A 19726-nucleotide genomic window follows, 5' to 3' on the forward strand; every position below is an offset into this window, starting at 1 on the left:
GACTGATGTTTTAAATCAAGAACAACAGAATTTGAAGTTTATGTTGGAAAGTCATTATTATATGGATAAGATTGAGGCTGGTTGCGATGAAGCAGGTCGTGGATGCCTGGCAGGCAGTGTCTATGCTGCCGCCGTCATTCTACCTCCTGGTTATCAAAATCCAGATCTCAACGACAGTAAGAAACTTACAGATAAGAAGCGTAAGGCACTCCGTGAACAGATTGAACGGGACGCTGTAGCTTGGGCTGTAGGTGTAGTTACACCCGATGAAATCGATAAAATCAATATATTAAATGCCAGTTTCTTAGCGATGCATCGTGCTTTGGATCAGCTGAAGGTTCGTCCGGAGGCAATCATTGTAGATGGTAATCGTTTTAAACCCTACAAGGATTTACCTTATACAACCATCGTGAAAGGTGACGGAAAGTATATGTCGATAGCTGCTGCCAGTATCCTTGCAAAGACTTACCGTGATGATTACATGGATGCTTTGGCTGAAGAATATCCGCAGTATGACTGGAAAGCCAATAAGGGATATCCTACTAAAAAGCATCGTGCAGCCATTAAGGAGTATGGTGTGACTCCTTATCATCGCATGAGCTATAATCTTTTGGGCTCTGGTGAACTATCCATCGATTTTGAGGAATAATATACTGTCGCCATGAAGCATTTGGTCTATGTCTTTCACGAATTTTTTGATGCATTGATATGGAAGATTTTAAGAGTATAATGAAAGTAGTTGGTTACCTTATATGGGGAATGGCATGTTTTTATGTCATCTTCTTTGCATTGCAACCAGATGAGAAGAAGGTGGTTGAGAATACATTGGAAGATTGTGTGCCGTTGCAATATGACTTTAAGGTGATTTCTAGTTATCAGAACCGATATTACAATTTTGAAGGGCGAACGAAAGAGGGCAGAATCGTTAAGTTTAAATTGCCTCAAAACTGGGATTTGGACGATGTTTGTTCTGGTGACAGCATTCATAAATTGGCAGGCGAAAAGGAAATTTACGTGATTAAACCAGATACTACCATAAAGGTATCTTTGATGGCTTATGGAGAGGAGATATAATGACAATTGTAAATATGTGATATTGTGAATATAACTAAGAAAGGAGTCATGCTGACTCTTAATATATTGAATTACTGTGCAGGAACCATAGTCTTGGCATATTTCGGCTATCGTTTCTATACGAAACAATATTCGATTACAGACAGTTTGTTGGAGTATTGTCTTTCTATGCATTATGACTTCAAAATTTTGTCTGCCCATGAGGATAGCTTCTATCGATTTACCGGTATGACGAGTGAAGGAATGAAGGTGAACTTCAAGATAGCCAAAGTCTGGAATTTGGAAGGGCGATATGCCATTGGGGATAGTGTCTATAAGGAAGCAGGAGATAGTGCTCTTTATCTGATTAAGCCCAATGGCAAGATTCGACTTCCGATGGTGAATAAGTAATATGGGACAGATATTAAATACTGAGCCCACTTTAAAAAGTAAGGTGAAGAGTGAAGACATGTACTATAAGCAGAAATGCCGCCCTAACTGCCATTTTTGATGGGGCTAGGGCGGTATTATAAATGTTTTGTCTGATGAATGTCGGTTAGAAATCAAGGGTGATACCGTTGGCATCTATTTTCTTATATGTCTTTCCGTTGACACTTACATTCTTGGAATTCTTGGCATCAAAGGTATGAGTCTTGGCACTCACCTTGATGTTTTCCAACTTCACACCATCCGTGCGGTTGATAACGATACCTTGTTGGGCATTGTTTACTTCCAGGTCTCTGATGCTGATGTTCTGCACTGGCATCTCTGGAAGACCATTGAAGTAGGCGGCACGGCGTGCGCCACGGCAGATAACGTGATTGATATCGATATTGCGGAAGGCTGGAGTGGTTTCATCTACCTTCTTCATATCTACCACCTGTTGCTTCTTCTGGTCGCCGTCGTTTAATACTTCAACTGCTGATTTTCCACCATAATAGAGATCAAAGGTGATCACATCGGTTTGGATATCAAACATAGACATATCCTGGATGTAGATGTTCTCAACGACTCCGCCACGACCACGGGCGCTCTTGAAGCGTAAACCAACATCAGTACCGAGGAACTGGCAATCACGTACCATAATGTTCTTGACGCCACCGCTCATTTCGCTACCTACCACGAAACCGCCGTGACCCTTGAAAACGGTGCATCCATCGACAATCACGTTTTCACATGGAATGCCACGTTTTCTTCCGTCAAGGTCTTTACCGCTCTTGATACAGATACCATCATCACCTACGTCAAAAGTAGAATTGACAATCAGTGCGTTCTTGCATGATTCCAAATCAAGGCCATCACCATTCTGGGCAAAAGAAGGATTGCGTACCAATACATCCTCAATAAGTACATTCTCGCACATCAAAGGATGGATATTCCAGGCTGGAGAGTTCTGGAAGATCACGCCGTTGAGCCAAACGTTCTTGCAACTGATGAGACTTACCATCACAGGACGGAGATAGTCTTTCACTTCATTCCAGCCTTCTTCGGTTGTAATGCCGAGCGGAACGTTCATTCCAGCGCCTTTTTCATCAGCTTTGAGAGCAGCCTCAGAAGGGAACCAGTAGTTAGGATTCTTGAAGGCACCACCACGGGAAGTAATCTCTTTCCACTGGGCTGAAGTAACCTTTGCTTTCTTCAATGGACGCCAATATTCGCCGTTTCCATCGATGGCACCCTGACCGGTGATAGCCACGTTCTCTAAGTTTCTACCAGAGATAGGAGACTGGCAGCGACGGGTGTCAAGACCTTCGAAAGAAGTTTCTACGAGAGGATAGAGGTTGACATCAGCAGAAAAGAGGATGACACCACCTTTTTCGATATGCAGGTTGATGTTGCTTTTCAGCGTGATAGGACCTGTAAACCATACACCTTGTGGAACAATCAGTTTACCACCGCCTTTCTGCTCCAGTGCATCAATCGCTTTCTTGAAAGCATCAGTACAGAGCGTAGAACCATCGCCGATAGCTCCGAAATCCTTGAGGTTAACCTCGTTGGCAGGGAATTGAGGGCGTGTTACCTTCTCCATCTGGAATGGAAGATTCTGGTAAAGCTCGTCATAATTGTTGGTTTCTGCTGCCTGTGACGCAAAAGTTGCCAGGCATGCAAATACGAAACTGAAAAATTTCTTCATGAATTAATCTGGGTTTAATAGAGTTATTAATAAATAGCTATTATTTCTTGTTCTGCATATAGGTTGCAGTTGATGTTGCAAAAATACGCATTTAATTTCTTATCGCCAAATAAATGGGATATTATTATATCGCAAACGTTTTCGCTCATGGGGAATATAGCAATTTGCAGAATTTTCTTAGGAAAAACTTGCAAGTGTAGAAGATTTGTCGTATATTTGTGGCCGATACAACTCAATTAAACTTTTTGATATATTGCTTATGAAATGTATTCGTTTACACCTATTGTTGTTTGCCCTGTTGCTGATCTCTGTATCAGCATTTGCAGGACCACGTAGTTTCCGACAAGCCAGGCAGATAGCAGAGCGCCAGGCTGCTTTGTTGGGTATTGTCATGGATGAGTCTGCTGCATCACAGGCGAAGTCTTTCGGTTTTGGTGACAAAACTCAGAAATCTCAGGCTTCTGATCAGGAAACTGCCAGTTATTATGTTTTTCCTCATGGTGAGGGAAAGGGTTTCACGATTGTGTCGGGCGATGATTGTCTGCCGGAAATCGTAGGTTATACCGATCAGGGAACTTATGATGAGGCATCTCTTCCAGAAAGTTATAAGAACTTCATGAAGGCTTATCAGGAGATGGTAGAGGCTGTGACCAAGGGCGATCAAGCTACTTTGCGCAATTTGGCAGAGGTAAAAGCTTACCGTTCTTCGGTAAATTCCACCCATTTCAAGGCAGTTTCTCCATTATTGGGTAATATTGCATGGAATCAGAGTAAGCCTTTTAATAATATGTGTCCGATTTATGATGGTAAAAATCGGGCTGTTACCGGTTGTGTGGCTACGGCTATGGCACAGGTGATGGCTTATTATAAGCATCCTAAACAATTGTTGCAGGATATTCCTGAATATACTAAGAAATGGTATGGCAGGGATGTAGCCGTTCCTGGTATCAGCAAGAGCGATGGCGTATATGATTGGGACAACATGTTACCTTTCTATAGTACTGCCGAGGGTAGTTATACCGAAGCACAGGCCAATGCCGTAGCCAAACTGATGTTCCATTGTGGAGCTGCCGTGCAGATGGGTTATGGTAGTTCGTCGGGTGCAAATCTTACGCCAGCGCCTTTGGCTAAGTATTTCGGATATGATGCCGATATGATGCTGGATTTGTCCCGTTCTTTATATTCCCTGACAGAATGGACTCAGATTCTTGACAATGAATTGGCTGCTGGACGTCCGGTTTTCTATTCAGGTTCTTCTACTGATGGTGGTCATCAGTTTATCTGTGATGGTTCCGATGGACAGGGACTTTATCATATCAACTGGGGCTGGGGAGGCTATCAGAATGGTTATTTCGATGTTACGATCTTGAATCCTGAGAAGGGTGGTGTCGGCTCCGGTAATGCACAGGATGGTTACAACCGCAGTTGTAGTATGTTGGTTGGTGTGGCTCCTGATAATGGTAAGGTAGATGAGCCTGTAGCACCTTTCGCTCCTATTGTGCAGAGCTATTGGGATAAAATGTCTGTTTTTGAACTGACTAAGGATACAAGAAATCAGGTCTCAGATAAGTTTGCTCTGAAAATACAGAATTATTTCTGTAATCAGAGTCGTCAGGAAATGACAGGCTCTATCGCTTATGGTATATTGAAGTCTGATGGTACTTATGTTCCAATCTCTGGGGTTAAGGAATTCTCTTTTAAGGGTATCCAAGATAATGGCAGAACTTATGGTAATACTTTCTTGTTTGAATTTGATTATGTTTTCCCAATCGGACAGACCACGATCTATGCGATTTACAGTACCGATCATGTTCATTGGAACAAATGCGCTAATTCTGAAATGCGGCCTTATGTCGTTGAGGCTACAGCTCAAAAACTGACTCAGGTTCGCTCGCAATTGAAAGCAGATATCACTCCAACCGAAGAACTATTGGGTGGATTAACCAATGGCTTTGAAATTACTATCCAGAATCAGGGTGATATCGAATATTTGGGAGCCATCAATATCTTCAGCAATACGACTGCTACAATGCCAGACCAAGCCGCGCTGGATGTTTATGTCACGGTTCCAGCACATAGTTCTATTACCAGAAAAGTAGAGTTGTCTCCTTCGGAAGGTGATTTATATCTTTGGTTGACTGATGCAGGAGCAGAAAATGTCTTTGTTAATGGCAAAAAGTTTACGGTGGGAGCTACACCTGCAGCCCCTGTATTCACAGTTGTAAAAGCATGGACCAATGCGGCTCCAAATGAATATGAGACCGAAAAGGCGACTTATGGTAGTAATAAAGTGAAAGCTCCAAAGACGAATGATGCTTTTGCCCAATTCAATTTTGCTATCAAGAACGATGGAGGTACAGCTTTGTTGAAATATGCCTTGGTAGCATATAGTACGAATAAAAGAAACTTTGTTCCTCGTTTTGAGACGGTACGCATTCCTGGTAATGGAGCGACCACTACGATTTCTAAGTCTTTTGACCCTAACGAGTTGGGCGGCAATACAATCATCTCTGATTTGTGGTTCATGAGTTTGACAGATAATGAATATTACGATATTCCAACCACTTTGTCTAATAATAGACTTGACATAGTTTCGGGTGGCTATTATCCGTTAAAGCCATTTAACTTGGTTGTCTATGTAGCTGGTCAGCCTTCTGGTATTTCAACCATTTCCTTGAACAAGGGTATCTATGGTGGCAATGGCGAGATTATCATATCATCTGACCGCTCTCAGACCGTAAAGATCTGTAATCTGAGTGGACAGAAAGTAACTTCAGTTGCAGTTCAGGCAGGTGAAAGACAAGTGATTCCTGTGCCTTCAGGCATTTATATTGTAAATGGAATCAAAGTGATTGTGAAGTAATACCATCGTGAAATAGGATGAATGTCTCCAGCGTGATGGTGGAGATAAAGAGAAAAGTCCCACAGATCTCACAGATTTACACAGATTTAAGTTTTTGGTGTCGAAAAAAATATCTGTGTAATCTGTGAAATCTGTGGGAAAAAGAAAAAAGAGCCACAAATCTTTCGATTTGCAGCTCTTTGTACCCAGACCCGGGATCGAACCGGGATGGATTGCTCCACTGGTGTTTGAGACCAGCGCGTCTACCGATTCCGCCATCTGGGCGAATGCCTCTCGGCTTATTTGCGGTTGCAAAGGTACTAATAATTTTTGAACTGGCAAACTTTTTGCCGACTTTTTTTCAAAAAAATGCATTTTTGTTTCGAAAACACTAAATTTTTGTTGTTTTTCACCTTATCTATATTAATTTGTGGAAAAAAACTTGGTTGGTTCACATATATTTTTTACCTTTACATCAGAATTTCAAAACTAACAATTAAGTTTCTTGATATATGACAATAAATGATAGCAACAATTATTGCGTGATACTCGCAGGTGGTAAGGGTAGAAGACTTTGGCCATGCAGTCGAAGCAATTACCCGAAACAATTTATCGATTTCTTCGGGGTGGGGCGTACTCAGTTGCAGCAGACCTACGATAGAATGGTGAAGATTGTGCCTGCCGACCATATTTTTATCAATACTAATGAGGAATATGTGGAACTGGTCAGGGAACAGTTGCCGCAGATTCCTGCTGAACGAATCATGGCAGAACCGATTCATCGCAATACGGCTCCAAGTGTAGCTTGGGCAAACCATCGTGTTTCGCAGTTGAATCCGAAAGCCTGCTTGATTACCACTCCTTCTGATCAGGCAGTTTTCAATGAGGAAGCTTTCAAGGAAAATGTACTGAAAGGACTGGCTTTTGTTGCTGAAAACGACAGATTTCTCTCGTTAGGTGTAAAACCAACCCGTCCTGAACCAGGATATGGTTATATCCAGTTGGGCGATGCAGAAGGGGATAATCTCTATAATGTTCAGTCATTTACAGAGAAGCCTGAGCGTGATTTTGCCAAAATATTTGTTGATAGTGGTGAATTTTATTGGAATACAGGTATTTTCATTTCCAATGTCAAGCATTTACGCGAGAGTTTTTCTCAAATTCTGCCTGCTGTATTGAGAGGTTTCGATGAGTCTTATCGCACTTTTGATGTGGAGACAGAGAATGCCTATATGAAGCAGAATTTCCCTTCATATCCAAATATTTCCGTAGATTATGCCATCTTAGAGAAGTCAGACAATGTATCTGCATTGAAGTGTGATTTCGGTTGGGCTGACCTCGGCACCTGGCACAGTATCTATGAGGCAATGCAGAAGAGCGAGGAGGATAATGTGATCATAGATAGTGATGTCATGATGGAAAACTGCCATCGTAATGTCATCAAACTGCCAAAGGGCAAACTCGCAGTTCTCAATGGTTTGGATGGTTTCATTGTAGCAGAGAAGGATAATGTACTCTTGATCTGCAAGAAAGAAGATTCCTCTGCATTGGTTCGCAAATATGTGAATGAAGTGCAAATGAAGAAGGGCGAAGAATACATTTAATTAAATGAGAAATGACAAATGAGAAATGAGAAATGCAGCAAGATAGCCGTTCATTTCTCATTTCTCATTTGTCATTTCTCATTTTTCAGTCTTTCTCATTTTTTTGAAATTCTGTGTAGATCTTGTTAGAGATTTCCTTGAATTCCTCTTCAGTCAGTTTGAGATGTTCTTTGCGGAAGTTGACATCAGCCTCACTGTTCATAGGGATGAGGTGGATGTGTGCATGAGGAACTTCCAGACCCAAAACAACCTGTGCCACTTTTTTGCAAGGGAAAGCAGCCTTGATGGCCTTTGCCACTTTCTTGGCGAATACTTCAAACTCAGCGAGGTCTTCGTCTTCCATATCAAAGATATAATCCACTTCCTTGCGAGGAATGACCAAAGTGTGTCCCTTGCCGATAGGACTAATGTCTAAAAAAGCGTAGAACTTATCGCTTTCTGCGCACTTGTAGCTGGGAATCTCTCCCGCTGCAATCTTAGAAAAAATGCTTGCCATAATCTCTTTCAATTAAACATTTATAATAGAAACTTTATTTCTCTCTCTTCGTATCATTCTCATTTGATATTTTATTTAGTGGGCTTACATGTCATAATAAAAGGAACTGCCATAAGGGCTTGGGAGCCGATATGATAGTTCCTTTATTTTTATTCAAATGAGATCTTGTCGATACGGAGCTTGATGGTGCCGCGAGGAATCTTGATTTCTACAATCTCGCCCACCTTCTTGTTGAGCAATCCCTGTGCGATAGGAGTCTTGATGGAAATTTTGCCTTCCTTCAAGTTAGCCTCGCTTTCGCTCACGATAGTATATGTCATCTTTGCCTTGTTGACCATGTTGGTCATTTCCACCTTAGACATAATCTGCACGCAATCGGTGCTCAACTGCTTGGTGTCGATGATCTTAGCCTCGGCAATGGTGAGTTTGATACGATTGATTTTATCTTCAAGATGAGCCTGTGCCTCCTTAGCGGCATCATACTCTGAGTTCTCACTTAGGTCACCCTTGTCTCGGGCTTCAGCAATTGCGGCTGATGCCTTTGGGCGCTCTACTGTAGTGAGCTGTTTTAGTTCTGCTACGAGTTTATCGTAACCTTCTTGTGACATGTAAGCCATAATTCTTCTTATTAATTTATAGTTATTAATGTGATTTCTTAGAGGGGTAAAAAATAAAGAATCCCGGTGCCAGTTAAGCACCGGAATCCTGTATCTTTTATCTCTATTGAATTATCTTTGTTTTTCTATTCTTTTGCAAAGATAGGACTTTATTTCCATATCTCCAAACTTTTTCAATGAAATTTCTCAAAAAAGCCGCCTTTTCCTTTTACGTATTCCATTAAATCATTAAAAATCTGATTATTACGGAGAATTTCAGGATTACCGGTCATAATCATTTGCCTTCTTGCACGAGTGATGGCTACGTTCAGTTTACGGTCGATGATATGACCGTCTTCTATAAAACTGTTTCCTGCCAGGAAGTCCAGTTGCCAGATGTTCTGGATGGTAAAACTGTAGATGATGACATCACGCTGGCTGCCCTGGTATCTTTCTACGGTGTCGATGCTGATTTTCTCCAGTTCTGGAATACCAAGTTTCTCGATTCCCTTGCGCACCATGGCTATCTGGTTGCGGTAAGGTACGATGACTCCCACTGTTTTCTGACTATCGAACTGATCTCCGTAATATCGGTGTATGCGGCGAAGTATATCTACTACGATTTCTGCTTCGTTGGCATTGATCTTGTCGGAAATATTCGGCTCCTTGCAGAATTCTGATGGTATGAATATCATACGATGATTCTTCAGATGTTCATCGAGTTCATCCTCTGATGGGAGAGAATAGGCAAGTTGGGTTTCCAACTGGTGCTTGCATGGCACCGGTTCCAGTTGTTCCCGGCGATAGAACATCTTGTTCGGGAACTCGGCTATTTCCGGATGCATACGTCCTTGACGGCGCAAAATGCCGATGAAATCGGTACGATGCTCATGGTCTTCCCAGCGGATGAGGCGCTCGAAAAGGGAGTTGCGGCAGTTGGTAAGGCAGATGTCCTGTAGAATACTCATATCCATCAGGCTGTTCTGCTGACTGTCGTTGATGGTAGGAATGGCAGAGTCCTGTTCACTCTGCTGTACCACCGCTGGCAGTTGCTTATAGTCTCCGATGAGGATAAACTTGTCTATAGCTGAAAGCAATCCGATGAGATTGGGTTCCAGAATCTGACTCGATTCATCGATGATGGCAAGCTTGAAATGCTTCAGATTGAAGATGAAAGGCTTGGAGGTCATCATCGAGGTTGTTCCCACGATGACGCGCGTACCTATTATATATTGTTTGATGGCTTCCAACTTCGGACATTGGGCAATGGCTTTTTCTATCAGATATGGACGGAATCGCTCATCGCAGGAATATTCGCTGCCAAGTCGCAGAAATGGGATGCTGGAATCTACCAGCATTTCGCAGATTTCATCCACGGCACGGTTGGTATAGCTCATCAGTAGGATAGAGGAGGCTGGCTTTTGAGCCGTCTTTCCACCAGCAGCGATGCTTTCTGCTGTCGGCATTTCTGTTCCATCGTTCAATGCTTCTTCTACCATAAACTTCAAGGCACGACTTGTCTTTCCTGTTCCCGGAGGTCCCACGAGCAGAAAGTAATCCTGTGCCTGTTTGGCTCTCAGGATGATATCGTCAAGTACATCGTCATAATGTCTGGTCAGCGTGAGCGAGGTGTTGCGGCGGGGAGGACGCTGACCTAATAGCAAGTCGCGCTTCTCTTGAGGTGCACAGATAAACTGGTGCAGATTGCGGATGCTTCCACCGGTGCTGGCATCGGTAGTACCATGCTCGATAGCGTATGGCTTGTCCATTTCGAAGATGTCAGCATTCTGTTGACCATCGTTGAGATGTACCACGATTTCATGGGAATGAATCTCCTGCAATACACCTTTATATAATATAGCTTTCCTGACGTCTGGTTCTTCTTTCTGTTTGTAGGTATAGAGATATACCATGTCGCCGATACGGAAATTGGGCAGGAAGTCCTTGCCTTGGTCGGGTACGCTCAGGGTAATGGTATCGTAACCGCTACCTTCGCCACTCTGATCCTTTCTGATGATATGAAGGTCGGTATAGATGTTGCCCGCATCCTTTTTCTCGGCAAGGGGCATCGTCCAGAGATCGCTGCTCGAAGTATTGGTTCCTTCCTGGGCACCTACTTTGGAAATCATCTGTTCGCGGAGCACAAAAGTCATCATCCTGCAGAAGTAGGCTTCTTCTAAAGGACTGAGTGCATGAAGCGGGTCGGTGATGTCTGCCAGTTGTGGCTTCAGGTACTTGTTGTAGAAGAAGTCCTGGGTGCCTGCTACATTGAGAACATCAGGGGTAAACTCATTCAGCGCATGCTCGAATCCCTTCTTGGCTATTTCAAAAGAAGCGGCAACGAGTTGGTTGCGATATTCTATGGCTTCCCTGAAAAGTTTCTGGTAATAGGCTACCACCATCAGTCCGTTCTGCGGCTGGTACTTGGAGTAGAGCAGACGGATGTTGACGAGATTGTTGCCCAACTTGAAGTTGTGCTGCAATACACCATAGTAGAGCAGCAACTGTACATAGTGGGGCACCAGCTGGAAACTGTGGTAGTTAGGGTCTGCCTGATGGCTTTCGATATTGAGGTTTCGTCCTGATTTCTGTTCTACGAGAAGTTTGCAGTCGGTGGTCATCAAATCGACGCGTCCCTGTATGCCAAGGGCTTCGCACACGAATGACGGCTCCAGGATGGCTTTCTTCCGGTCGTAGATGCCCTCGCCCCGAAAGGCATTCATCTGTGCCTGGGAGACGGTGCGTGGGAAGAGAATATCCACTACCTGCTGCAGATTGTAAGCCTGCAGGTTGGCATCGGTATAGAATTTCTTGGCATCAAACCAGGGACAGGTGCAAAATTCCAGAGCCTTTTCTCTGAAATTGCTCTTGATGGTTTCGTTCACCTGATACTTGCCATGCGAATTGATGATATCGTCGAGCGCAGCACCGGCAAAGTTACCAAGTAGGGTAGCCTGAGTGTTGGCACGGGGTTTCATCAGATTCAAGAGATACAGCAGGGGATGATGACCGAACTCGGTAAAGCAGGCTGCGATACTACTGATGTCGATGAGATAATCCGGTTCAACGATGATGAGTCGGGGTGTGATGACTGGTTGACGTATCTGACAGTCGAGCAGGTTGAGCTGCATGCCTTCCTCCAATATTTCGCAGAGATAGGTATGGTCGATGCCGTTTGCCTCATCTTTGAGACAAACGAGATGTTCTTCCTCATCAGTATCATGGTCGATATCCACATGGATGAAGTCCGAGTCCCAGTTTTTCACGATGCAGCGGATGCGTCGGTTGCTGATGTCGAGTCCCTTCTGGTAGGGGCGGTTGGTATGTGGGATGAGAATGGTCAGTTCATGTGGAATATCAGCCTGGAATACGGCAGAGATGAAGATGGCGAGCGCACGGGCATCGTACTTCAGATCTTCCTCCGATAGAGGTTCCTGCTTGTTGCTGTGTCGGCGCATGGTCTGGATGGCAATCTTGTCGGCTATTTTGATGCCATGTACCTTGCAGAGATAATCCACCTGGGCGAAAAGGTTACCGAAAGCTTGTTTCGTATTCTTCACTCCTTCGTGGCAGCAGAGGATGAGCGTATCGTGCATCATCTTGTTGCGTGTAGCAGGTTCCAGGTCAGGAAGCATCAAGAGTTCCCTTACCCGCAGGAAAAGTTCTGTGGCGGATATGTTGTTTTGATTCATAGGCAACAAAGTTACGAAAATTATAAATACTCTTATAATAAAGGTATTTATAATTATTGATAATTAACTGTTAACTTTGGGGATCTGCTAATTGTGGACACCTCTTTTGAAAGAAAAAAGCAAAAACCGTGGTAATTTTAACTAAATTGCCACGGTTAACTTTCATTATTCTTCTATTTTGTTATTGAAATAATTGGTCAAGAGTTATCAGGTGATTGATGATACTTGCATGCATATTGGAACTAAGTCCCATTGTTGTCACCAAAACTGTTTGTATTGAGCGAGTCTTGTTATGCATCTTACTATTTGCGAAAGCGTCTATCTTGTGACGTATATTCTCCTCGGCATCTTGTGTGATAGTAAAATTACCTGTTGAAAATTTCATTTCGCAGAGATAATCTGTTTGAGCACTTTTACTCTCCATGACTAAATCTATTTGAGCACCTTTTCCGTCTTCAGCTTTTCCACACCAACTGTAGTTTCTTTCCACCGAATGGATGCGTAAAGTGTCTTGTATGTTTTGCAGATGCTCTATGCTCAGAAGTTCAAACGTATCTCCAGCCCATGTGTAGAATGTGGCTGTCCCATGGATAGTGTTCCACCCTCCTTGTTTGACTTGTTTGCCATGAACAAATCTCAGATAGAATAGAGAAAAGAAATCTTTTAGCTGATATACAGTTTCGACTCTTTCCTTTCCATAACGGGGATACTCTCTCGTAATTCCTGATTCTCTCAGGTTGTCAAGTAGCTTTGTCAGGGTACCCCCGGTTTTGATACCTGTAGCCTTGGAAAGCTCTGATTGAGTCATTCCATAGAACTTGCTGCCAATAGCTTTGACGATGTCTACGTATTTTTCTTTGCTAGAATAAAGTCCTGTATAAACATCTTTGAATTCCTGATGAATCAATTCATCAGCAAAGAATATGCTGTCAATGTTGTCTGTCATTGTTCTATCGTTGCGGAGTTTATCCAGATAATAGGGGATTCCACCTATAGCCATATAACTCACGCACATTTCATAGCGTGAGAGATGAAAACCATTTTTCTTGTAGTACTTTTCGCATTCTGCTAGAGTGAAAGGGAATAGTTTGATGGTTTCCGTGAGTCTTCCATGCAGGCCTCCATAGTCATGTATCACATTATCAAGCATCCAACTTGTAGCCGATCCACAGACAATGAGTATAATATTTCGTTCACTGTCTGCCCATGAATTCCAAAAATATCCCAGTTCTGCTATCATTTCTGATGATTGAGGTCCTGCAAGCCATGGAAGTTCATCGATAAAAATGATTTTCCTTCTGTTTCTTTTTCCTTCCAGAACTTTTCTCAAAAGTAAGAATGCCTCTCTCCAACAAGTGGGTTTGGACTCCTTTGTTGATAATCCTGCAATCACTAACGAATCATAGAAATGCGCAAGTTGAAGTTGGCGATAAGACTCATAGTCCTTGTCTCCGTCTTTAATATAAGTGCCTACTGCTTTGAAGAGAATCTTCTTTCCAAAGCATTCGCTTACGAGATAAGATTTGCCTACTCTTCGACGACCATAAATGGCTACAAGTTCAGACTTCTTAGACTTGTATATTCTATCGAGTATATTTATCTCTTTATTTCTTCCTATGATTTTTGCGTAACTCATTGTAAGATAGTTTTGTAATGTTGGTTGCAAAGGTACGTTTTTTTTAGGAAAATGTCAAGGAAACTACTTAGAAAATCAGCGAAAACGATTAAAATTTCTTGCTTTTCGCTGATTTTCTAGAAAGAAATTGCACTTTTCTTCTGATTTTGATGCAGGAAAATTACACTTTTCCTATAAAAATGATGCCCTAAAACAGCACTTTTCTGATTCTTTCTTAAAATTCCGATAAGAATCCTATTTGGCTGCAAAGTAATAAAAATAATGCAGAAAACCTTGCGGATTCAAGAATATTTCGTAAATTTGTAGCCCTCTATATTATATAATAAGGTATAAAGACTTAGATTATGACAAAAGAAGAATTGATGCACAGAGCCATTGAGCTCTCAGAAAATAGCGTAAGAAACGGTGGCGGTCCTTTTGGAGCTGTCATTGCCAAGGATGGAATCATCATTGCTGAGGCTTCCAATAGTGTGACGATTGACAAGGATCCTACAGCTCATGCAGAGGTAAACTGCGTACGACAGGCTTGCTTCAAACTGAAAACCTTCAATCTGGAGGGTTGTGAAATCTATACCTCCTGCGAACCTTGTCCGATGTGCTTAGGTGCCATCTATTGGTCACATCTTGATCGTATCTATTATGCCAACGACCGAAAGGATGCAGCCAAGATTGGTTTTGACGATGAGTTTATCTATGAGGAAATAGACCGCAAGATAGAAGACCGTCACAAGCCGATGATTGCGCTGATGAGAGATGAGGCGTTGGGGGCTTTCCGTATGTGGGAAGAGAATACGGCTAAGACGGAATACTAAAGCTTTTAGAATAAAGCTAAAAACTAAACGAGGCTCTGATGAAATGAATTGACATCAGAGCCTCGTTCGTATAGTTATCTGCCGATGGAAAAATAACGCGATAGGCAGTTGGAAATTTCTCCTTGGGCAGGGAAGAATTTTTTCCTGGGCAGGGAAAAATGAAAGTGGGGTAAGGGTACCGTTTGGCTCCCTCTTTGTTATTGTCCTCCTAATCTGTCAAAAAAGGTGACAATCTCCTCGAATGTCTTGAATTCATCGCTGCCATATTCGATCGTTGTTCCCATGAAATCCTCTGCAGGATGTGGGTCAATGAAGTAGTCACCATAGAGCAGATTCTTCTGATTGGTGAAGAGAATATGGTTGTAGGCTGGGGTAGAAAGATATTCCTCCACCCAGGTCTGTACCTTCGCCATATACTCATGGTCGTTGGTAGGTGCTGAGGCTACGATATATACATTGTAGTATTCGATGAGCATCTCGTAGGCCTTGTGCATACTGCTTGTGGCTTTCCAGTAACTGTCGTGCAAAGCGTCGAAATCGATATATACGATAGGGCGTTCCTTCCCGTTTTGCTTGTCATCTATCCAGCGGATGACCGGACAGAGATAGTGGAAGGCTACCTTGTCGATGAGGCGGTGCTCGCCATGGAAGCGGATGGCATTGGGATAATGCTCATGGAAGAGGTCGAAGGTATGCACTAATGGGTCCTTGTCTCCGAAGAGACCATATACCCTTGCCTGTTCCTCTGGAGTGATATTCTGAAAGCATCGTTCGGTAATGTCACGGTATTCCTTGATGAGTCCCTTGGTCACCATCAGTTCGTTGACACCATCCTTTCGTGGATTCTGAAATTCCTGTTTACCGGTCATACTGCTCATGGTATTGCCCATTTCGAAAGCTGGGTTTACGAGGATGCGGTCGGTACCTTTCAGCATTTCTGTGTACATACCGCCCATGGAGGTACCGATAATCAGGTCGGGTTTCTCTGTTTCTTGCAACTTGAGGAGCATTTCCATACCTTCTTCCGGATGTACGGGTATGTCTTCAGCCACGAAGGTAGCATTGGGCATGAGATCCTGAAGCATCTTTACAGTTCCGCTCTGTCCGGAAGAGAGGAAACCGTGAACATACATGATTTTCTTGCCCGACATGAGGTCGGGGAATTGCTTGATATATGGATTTTCCATTGTCTTTGAATTTTTAATTGCCCTGCAAAAGTACATCTATTTGCAGACAAATCAAAATAAATGGGAGAGAAATTTCACTTTCTCAGTTTTTCTTTGTACTTTTGCGCCATCTTTTTGGACTCCAAGAGGTTCTTTTCGGAAATTCTATTAGATTTTTATCGAAATATAATAACATACGACATGAAACAGTCAATAGAAAATCTCTACAAACTTGACGGTAGGGTGCCCGTCGGTAAAGCACTCCCATTTGGTCTTCAGCATGTGTTGGCAATGTTTGTAAGTAACATTGCGCCAATTATGATTCTTGCCGGTGCTGTCGGGTTGGACAGCTCTATCAGCGCCGTTCTTATCCAGAACTGTATGGTTATCGCCGGTATTGGTACTTTGGTACAGCTTTATCCGGTATGGCGCATCGGTTCACGCCTCCCTATCGTGATGGGTATCTCCTTCACCTTCCTTTCTCTTGCCATCAGCATTGCTGCTGCCCATGGAATGGGTACGCTCATCGGAGCGGTCATCATCGGTGGTCTCGTGGAAGGTACACTCGGACTTTTTGCCAAGTATTGGATCAAACTGATTCCTCCTGTAGTAGCCGCTACGGTGGTTACAGCCATTGGTTTTTCACTTCTTCCTGTGGGTGCCAATTCTTTTGCCGGAGGTCAGGGTGCTGCGGATTTCGGTAGCATGAACAACTGGATTGTGGGTTCTGTCACCTTATTGGCTTGTCTTCTCTGTCAGATTTTTGCCAAGGGATTCCTTCGCTCTCTTTCTGTGCTCGTAGGTTTGATAGTGGGTTATATCCTTGCTTGTTTTATGGGTATGATAGACTATAGTGGTCTTACCAATCTTTCTATCATCGCCTTGCCTCGTATTCTGCCTTTTACTCCAGAGTTTAATATTGGTGCCATCCTTTCTGTTGTGGCTGTATATCTGGTTTCTGCTACAGAGACCATCGGTGATACGTCAGCGCTTTGCAATAGTGCCCTGAAGCGTGATCCTAATACCAAGGAGATGGGTGCGGCTGTCTGCTGTGATGGTTTTGTAAGTTCGGTTTCTGGTCTTTTCGGATGTACTCCTATTACATCTTTCAGCCAGAACGTAGGTTTGGCTGCCATGTCGGGCGTGGTCAATCGCTTCACAATTGCCATGGGTGCCATCATCATGATTATCGGTGGTGTATTCCCTGCTATCGGTTATGTTCTTACAACCATTCCGCAGGCTGTATTAGGTGGATGTACTATCATGATGTTCGGTAGCATCCTCTTTGCAGGTTTCGGCATGATGGCACGTACGGGTTTCTCCCAGCGCAATATGGTGATTGTGAGCCTCTCGCTCAGTGTGGGTCTCGGTTTCACTCAGGCAACGGGTATGTTTAATATCTTCCCTGAGATTGTACGTACCGTATTTGCAGACAACTGTGTGGCTGTAGTGTTCCTGCTCGCAGTTATTCTGAATCTTGTATTGCCTAAGAATTTGGAAAAATAAAAAAGACAGGTCATCATTTTCTTATCCGGTGGAATAGAGCAGGAATGGGAATGATGGCTGTTAATCATCAATCATATCAATTTCAAATCAGAATAATGGATTTACTGAAAGAAAGAATTATGCAGGAAGGCAGATGCTTTCCTGGAGGAATCCTGAAGGTGGATAGCTTTGTGAACCATCAGATGGATCCTATCTTGATGATGGACTTGGCGAAGGAGTTTGTCAGACTCTTCAAGGACATCAAGTACAACAAGATTGTCACAATCGAGGCTTCGGGTATTGCTCCTGCCATTATGGTGGGTTACCTGACCCATCTTCCTGTAGTCTTCGTAAAGAAAAAGAAGCCAAAGACGATGGAAGGTATGATTACCTCGGTGGTTCACTCTTTCACCAAAGACTGTGACTATACGGTATGTGTAAGTGACAGTTATCTGACTCCTGATGATCATGTTATCTTCATCGACGACTTCCTTGCCAATGGTAATGCTTCCAAGGGTGTGATGGATCTCTGCGAGAAGGCTGGTGCCACGATTGAGGCAATGGGCTTCATCATCGAGAAGGCATTCCAGCATGGTGGTGATTTCCTGCGTAAGGAAGGTATGCGTTATGAAGCGCTCGCTACCGTAGAGAGCCTGGATGATTGCAAGATTGTTTTGAAGTAATCATCTTTCAATTAGATATACATAAAAATGCAGTAGTACTTCGTTGGCAGATGAAGTACTACTGCATTTGCTTATGAAGCCTATTGCATTTGCTTATGAAGTTAACTTCGATGTGCTTTGAAGTTAACTTCGTTATTTGATGATTTCGGCAGCGTAGGTTCCCATCGCTTTATAGCCTGTTGGATTCGGGTGGAGCCAGTCGTTGCTCACATATTCTTTTTTCATGCGTCTGTCATCCTTCGGGTCCTGAAGAAGTTTGGCAAAGTCGAGGATTCCATCCACCTCTTTGTTCTTGGCTTGGTTGCGAATCCATTCGTTCACGGTTTGACGTGCTGCTTCATGGAAGGGAGAGTAATATCCTGCTCCCTTGAAAGGGGTGATCGTGCCCAAATAGACTTTTAATCGGCGTGCCTTTGCCTTCTTGATCATTGCCTGATAGCTCTCGATGAGTTGACGTGCTACGGTTTCGCTATATCCGCTTTTGGCGGCACCTATATCATTTATTCCTTCAAAGATAATGACTTTTTTCACTCCTGCCTGAGCCAATACATCTTTGTCGAATCTTTCCTTTGCCAAAGCACCGAATCCTCCTGGCACCACCACACGGTTGTTGCCAATGCCCAAGTTGAGTACGCCTTGGTTGGTAATTTTATATTTCAGTTGGAGCATTTCCGACATGACGTCTGGCCAACGGTTCTGGGCATTGTCGGTAGAGCATTTTCCGTCGGTAATGGAATTGCCTATGATGGCGATGCTGCTGAGGTCAGTCCTCATTGTATATATGTCGATGCCGCTGATGTTGTACCAGTGGTTCTCTCGGAAAGCCTTCTCGAAGTTGGAGTGAGCATTGGTTACACCTTTCATGATATAAGAGGTGGTGCGGGAACCCATGTGGACGGTAGGGACTGTTGGGGCGGAAGTATAGTTGATGGTGATGGCAAGTCGCTGGAGAGGCTTGAGGTCATAGGGCAGGGCGTCGCTTGTGATGCTTTTGCCTGCTGGAATCGTAACCTTGTATTGATTGCTGAATTTGAGATATTTCGCACTCTTGGGGTCGATGGCGAAAGAGTCTTTGGCATGGGCAATATAGATAGAACGGATGACAACCGGTTCGGTACTATAGATATTGCTCAGTTTCAGACGAATCATATCGCCTCCGATGCTCACCTTGACCACCTGTCTCACGGAGCGGTTGGACATATTGTTATTATAGGGCATGAAGCTCTTCACGACGGTTTGTGGGGCAGTAGCCCATGTGCCTATCCATCCCTGTGCCGTAGCATTGATTGTTATAGCGCAGAGGAAAATAAAAAATGCAATAATTCTTTTCATTCTTCTCTTATAATATGTGATATATAAAAAGGGGCGATGCATTTTTCAGCACCGACCCAGTCAAATCTTATGTATCTATCTCTTAGCTCTGTCATATTCTGCCTCCTTATTTTAAATTATTCAGCATTGTTTATTTTTCATTGCCCTGCGTTCAAAATCACAATTCGTGATTGCGCTTTCTTCAATAAGGCCAAA

At 43.3% G+C, this 19726-nt stretch carries 15 protein-coding genes and 1 tRNA gene; 8 read left to right on the forward strand and 8 right to left on the reverse strand.

The window, feature by feature from the left end; genetic code table 11:
• Window positions 1–40 precede the first annotated feature (40 nt).
• The 3 genes from DW917_RS03555 (at window position 41) to DW917_RS03565 (ending at window position 1464) form a co-directional block, all read left to right on the forward strand.
• Window positions 41–649 (forward strand): ribonuclease HII, encoded by a 609-nt coding sequence (locus DW917_RS03555; RefSeq protein ID WP_118116551.1) that lies wholly within the window; start codon window positions 41–43, stop codon window positions 647–649.
• A gap of 80 nt (window positions 650–729) precedes the next feature.
• On the forward strand, window positions 730–1074 hold the full coding sequence (locus DW917_RS03560; protein WP_118116553.1) for a hypothetical protein: 345 nt from the start codon (window positions 730–732) through the stop codon (window positions 1072–1074).
• Between the two features lie 48 nt (window positions 1075–1122).
• Window positions 1123–1464 carry a hypothetical protein gene (locus DW917_RS03565; protein WP_118116555.1) on the forward strand — a complete coding sequence of 114 codons (342 nt, stop codon included), beginning with the start codon at window positions 1123–1125 and terminating at the stop codon, window positions 1462–1464.
• A 145-nt stretch (window positions 1465–1609) separates the two neighbouring features.
• Here the strand turns inward: DW917_RS03565 and DW917_RS03570 are convergent, their stop codons facing one another.
• Window positions 1610–3187 (reverse strand): glycoside hydrolase family 28 protein, encoded by a 1578-nt coding sequence (locus DW917_RS03570; RefSeq protein WP_118116558.1) that lies wholly within the window; start codon window positions 3185–3187, stop codon window positions 1610–1612.
• Between the two features lie 259 nt (window positions 3188–3446).
• On the opposite strand from DW917_RS03570, the gene DW917_RS03575 reads away from it, so the two are divergent.
• Window positions 3447–6050, forward strand: a complete 2604-nt coding sequence (locus DW917_RS03575; RefSeq protein WP_118116560.1) for a C10 family peptidase — start codon at window positions 3447–3449, stop codon at window positions 6048–6050.
• A gap of 182 nt (window positions 6051–6232) precedes the next feature.
• Here the strand turns inward: DW917_RS03575 and DW917_RS03580 are convergent.
• Window positions 6233–6314 (reverse strand) — tRNA-Leu (locus tag DW917_RS03580).
• Between the two features lie 227 nt (window positions 6315–6541).
• Here DW917_RS03580 and DW917_RS03585 point away from each other — a divergent pair.
• A complete protein-coding gene (locus tag DW917_RS03585) occupies window positions 6542–7633 on the forward strand; it encodes a mannose-1-phosphate guanylyltransferase (RefSeq protein WP_118116562.1) in 1092 nt (363 codons plus the stop codon).
• Window positions 7634–7718: 85 nt separating this feature from the next.
• Here DW917_RS03585 and DW917_RS03590 read toward each other — a convergent pair whose 3' ends face one another.
• The 4 genes from DW917_RS03590 to DW917_RS03605 form a co-directional block, all read right to left on the reverse strand.
• Window positions 7719–8129 (reverse strand): HIT family protein, encoded by a 411-nt coding sequence (locus tag DW917_RS03590; RefSeq protein WP_118116564.1) that lies wholly within the window; start codon window positions 8127–8129, stop codon window positions 7719–7721.
• Window positions 8130–8278: 149 nt separating this feature from the next.
• Window positions 8279–8746, reverse strand: coding sequence for a transcription elongation factor GreA (greA, locus tag DW917_RS03595; protein ID WP_022111225.1), 468 nt, complete (start codon window positions 8744–8746; stop codon window positions 8279–8281).
• A 173-nt stretch (window positions 8747–8919) separates the two neighbouring features.
• Window positions 8920–12417, reverse strand: a complete 3498-nt coding sequence (locus DW917_RS03600) for an ATP-binding protein (protein ID WP_118116567.1) — start codon at window positions 12415–12417, stop codon at window positions 8920–8922.
• 181 nt (window positions 12418–12598) lie between these two features.
• Window positions 12599–14053 (reverse strand): ATP-binding protein, encoded by a 1455-nt coding sequence (locus tag DW917_RS03605; RefSeq protein ID WP_118116569.1) that lies wholly within the window; start codon window positions 14051–14053, stop codon window positions 12599–12601.
• A 344-nt stretch (window positions 14054–14397) separates the two neighbouring features.
• Here DW917_RS03605 and DW917_RS03610 point away from each other — a divergent pair, with 344 nt between their 5' ends.
• The gene (locus DW917_RS03610) at window positions 14398–14865 is read left to right on the forward strand and encodes a nucleoside deaminase (RefSeq protein ID WP_118116571.1); all 468 of its coding nucleotides are present in this window, start codon (window positions 14398–14400) and stop codon (window positions 14863–14865) included.
• Between the two features lie 197 nt (window positions 14866–15062).
• Here DW917_RS03610 and DW917_RS03615 read toward each other — a convergent pair whose 3' ends face one another.
• Window positions 15063–16052, reverse strand: coding sequence for a YqiA/YcfP family alpha/beta fold hydrolase (locus tag DW917_RS03615; RefSeq protein WP_022111222.1), 990 nt, complete (start codon window positions 16050–16052; stop codon window positions 15063–15065).
• 180 nt (window positions 16053–16232) lie between these two features.
• Between DW917_RS03615 and DW917_RS03620 the strand changes: the two genes are divergently transcribed.
• A complete protein-coding gene (locus DW917_RS03620; protein WP_118116573.1) occupies window positions 16233–17537 on the forward strand; it encodes a nucleobase:cation symporter-2 family protein in 1305 nt (434 codons plus the stop codon).
• Between the two features lie 95 nt (window positions 17538–17632).
• Window positions 17633–18199 (forward strand): xanthine phosphoribosyltransferase, encoded by a 567-nt coding sequence (gene xpt / locus DW917_RS03625; RefSeq protein ID WP_022111220.1) that lies wholly within the window; start codon window positions 17633–17635, stop codon window positions 18197–18199.
• A gap of 132 nt (window positions 18200–18331) precedes the next feature.
• Here xpt and DW917_RS03630 read toward each other — a convergent pair whose 3' ends face one another.
• Window positions 18332–19531: an SGNH/GDSL hydrolase family protein gene (locus DW917_RS03630; protein WP_118116575.1), complete on the reverse strand. Its 1200-nt coding sequence runs from the start codon at window positions 19529–19531 to the stop codon at window positions 18332–18334.
• Window positions 19532–19726 lie beyond the last annotated feature (195 nt).

It is taken from the genome of Prevotella sp. AM42-24, from assembly GCF_003461825.1.
In the GTDB taxonomy this organism is placed as follows: Bacteria; Bacteroidota; Bacteroidia; order Bacteroidales; family Bacteroidaceae; genus Prevotella; species Prevotella hominis.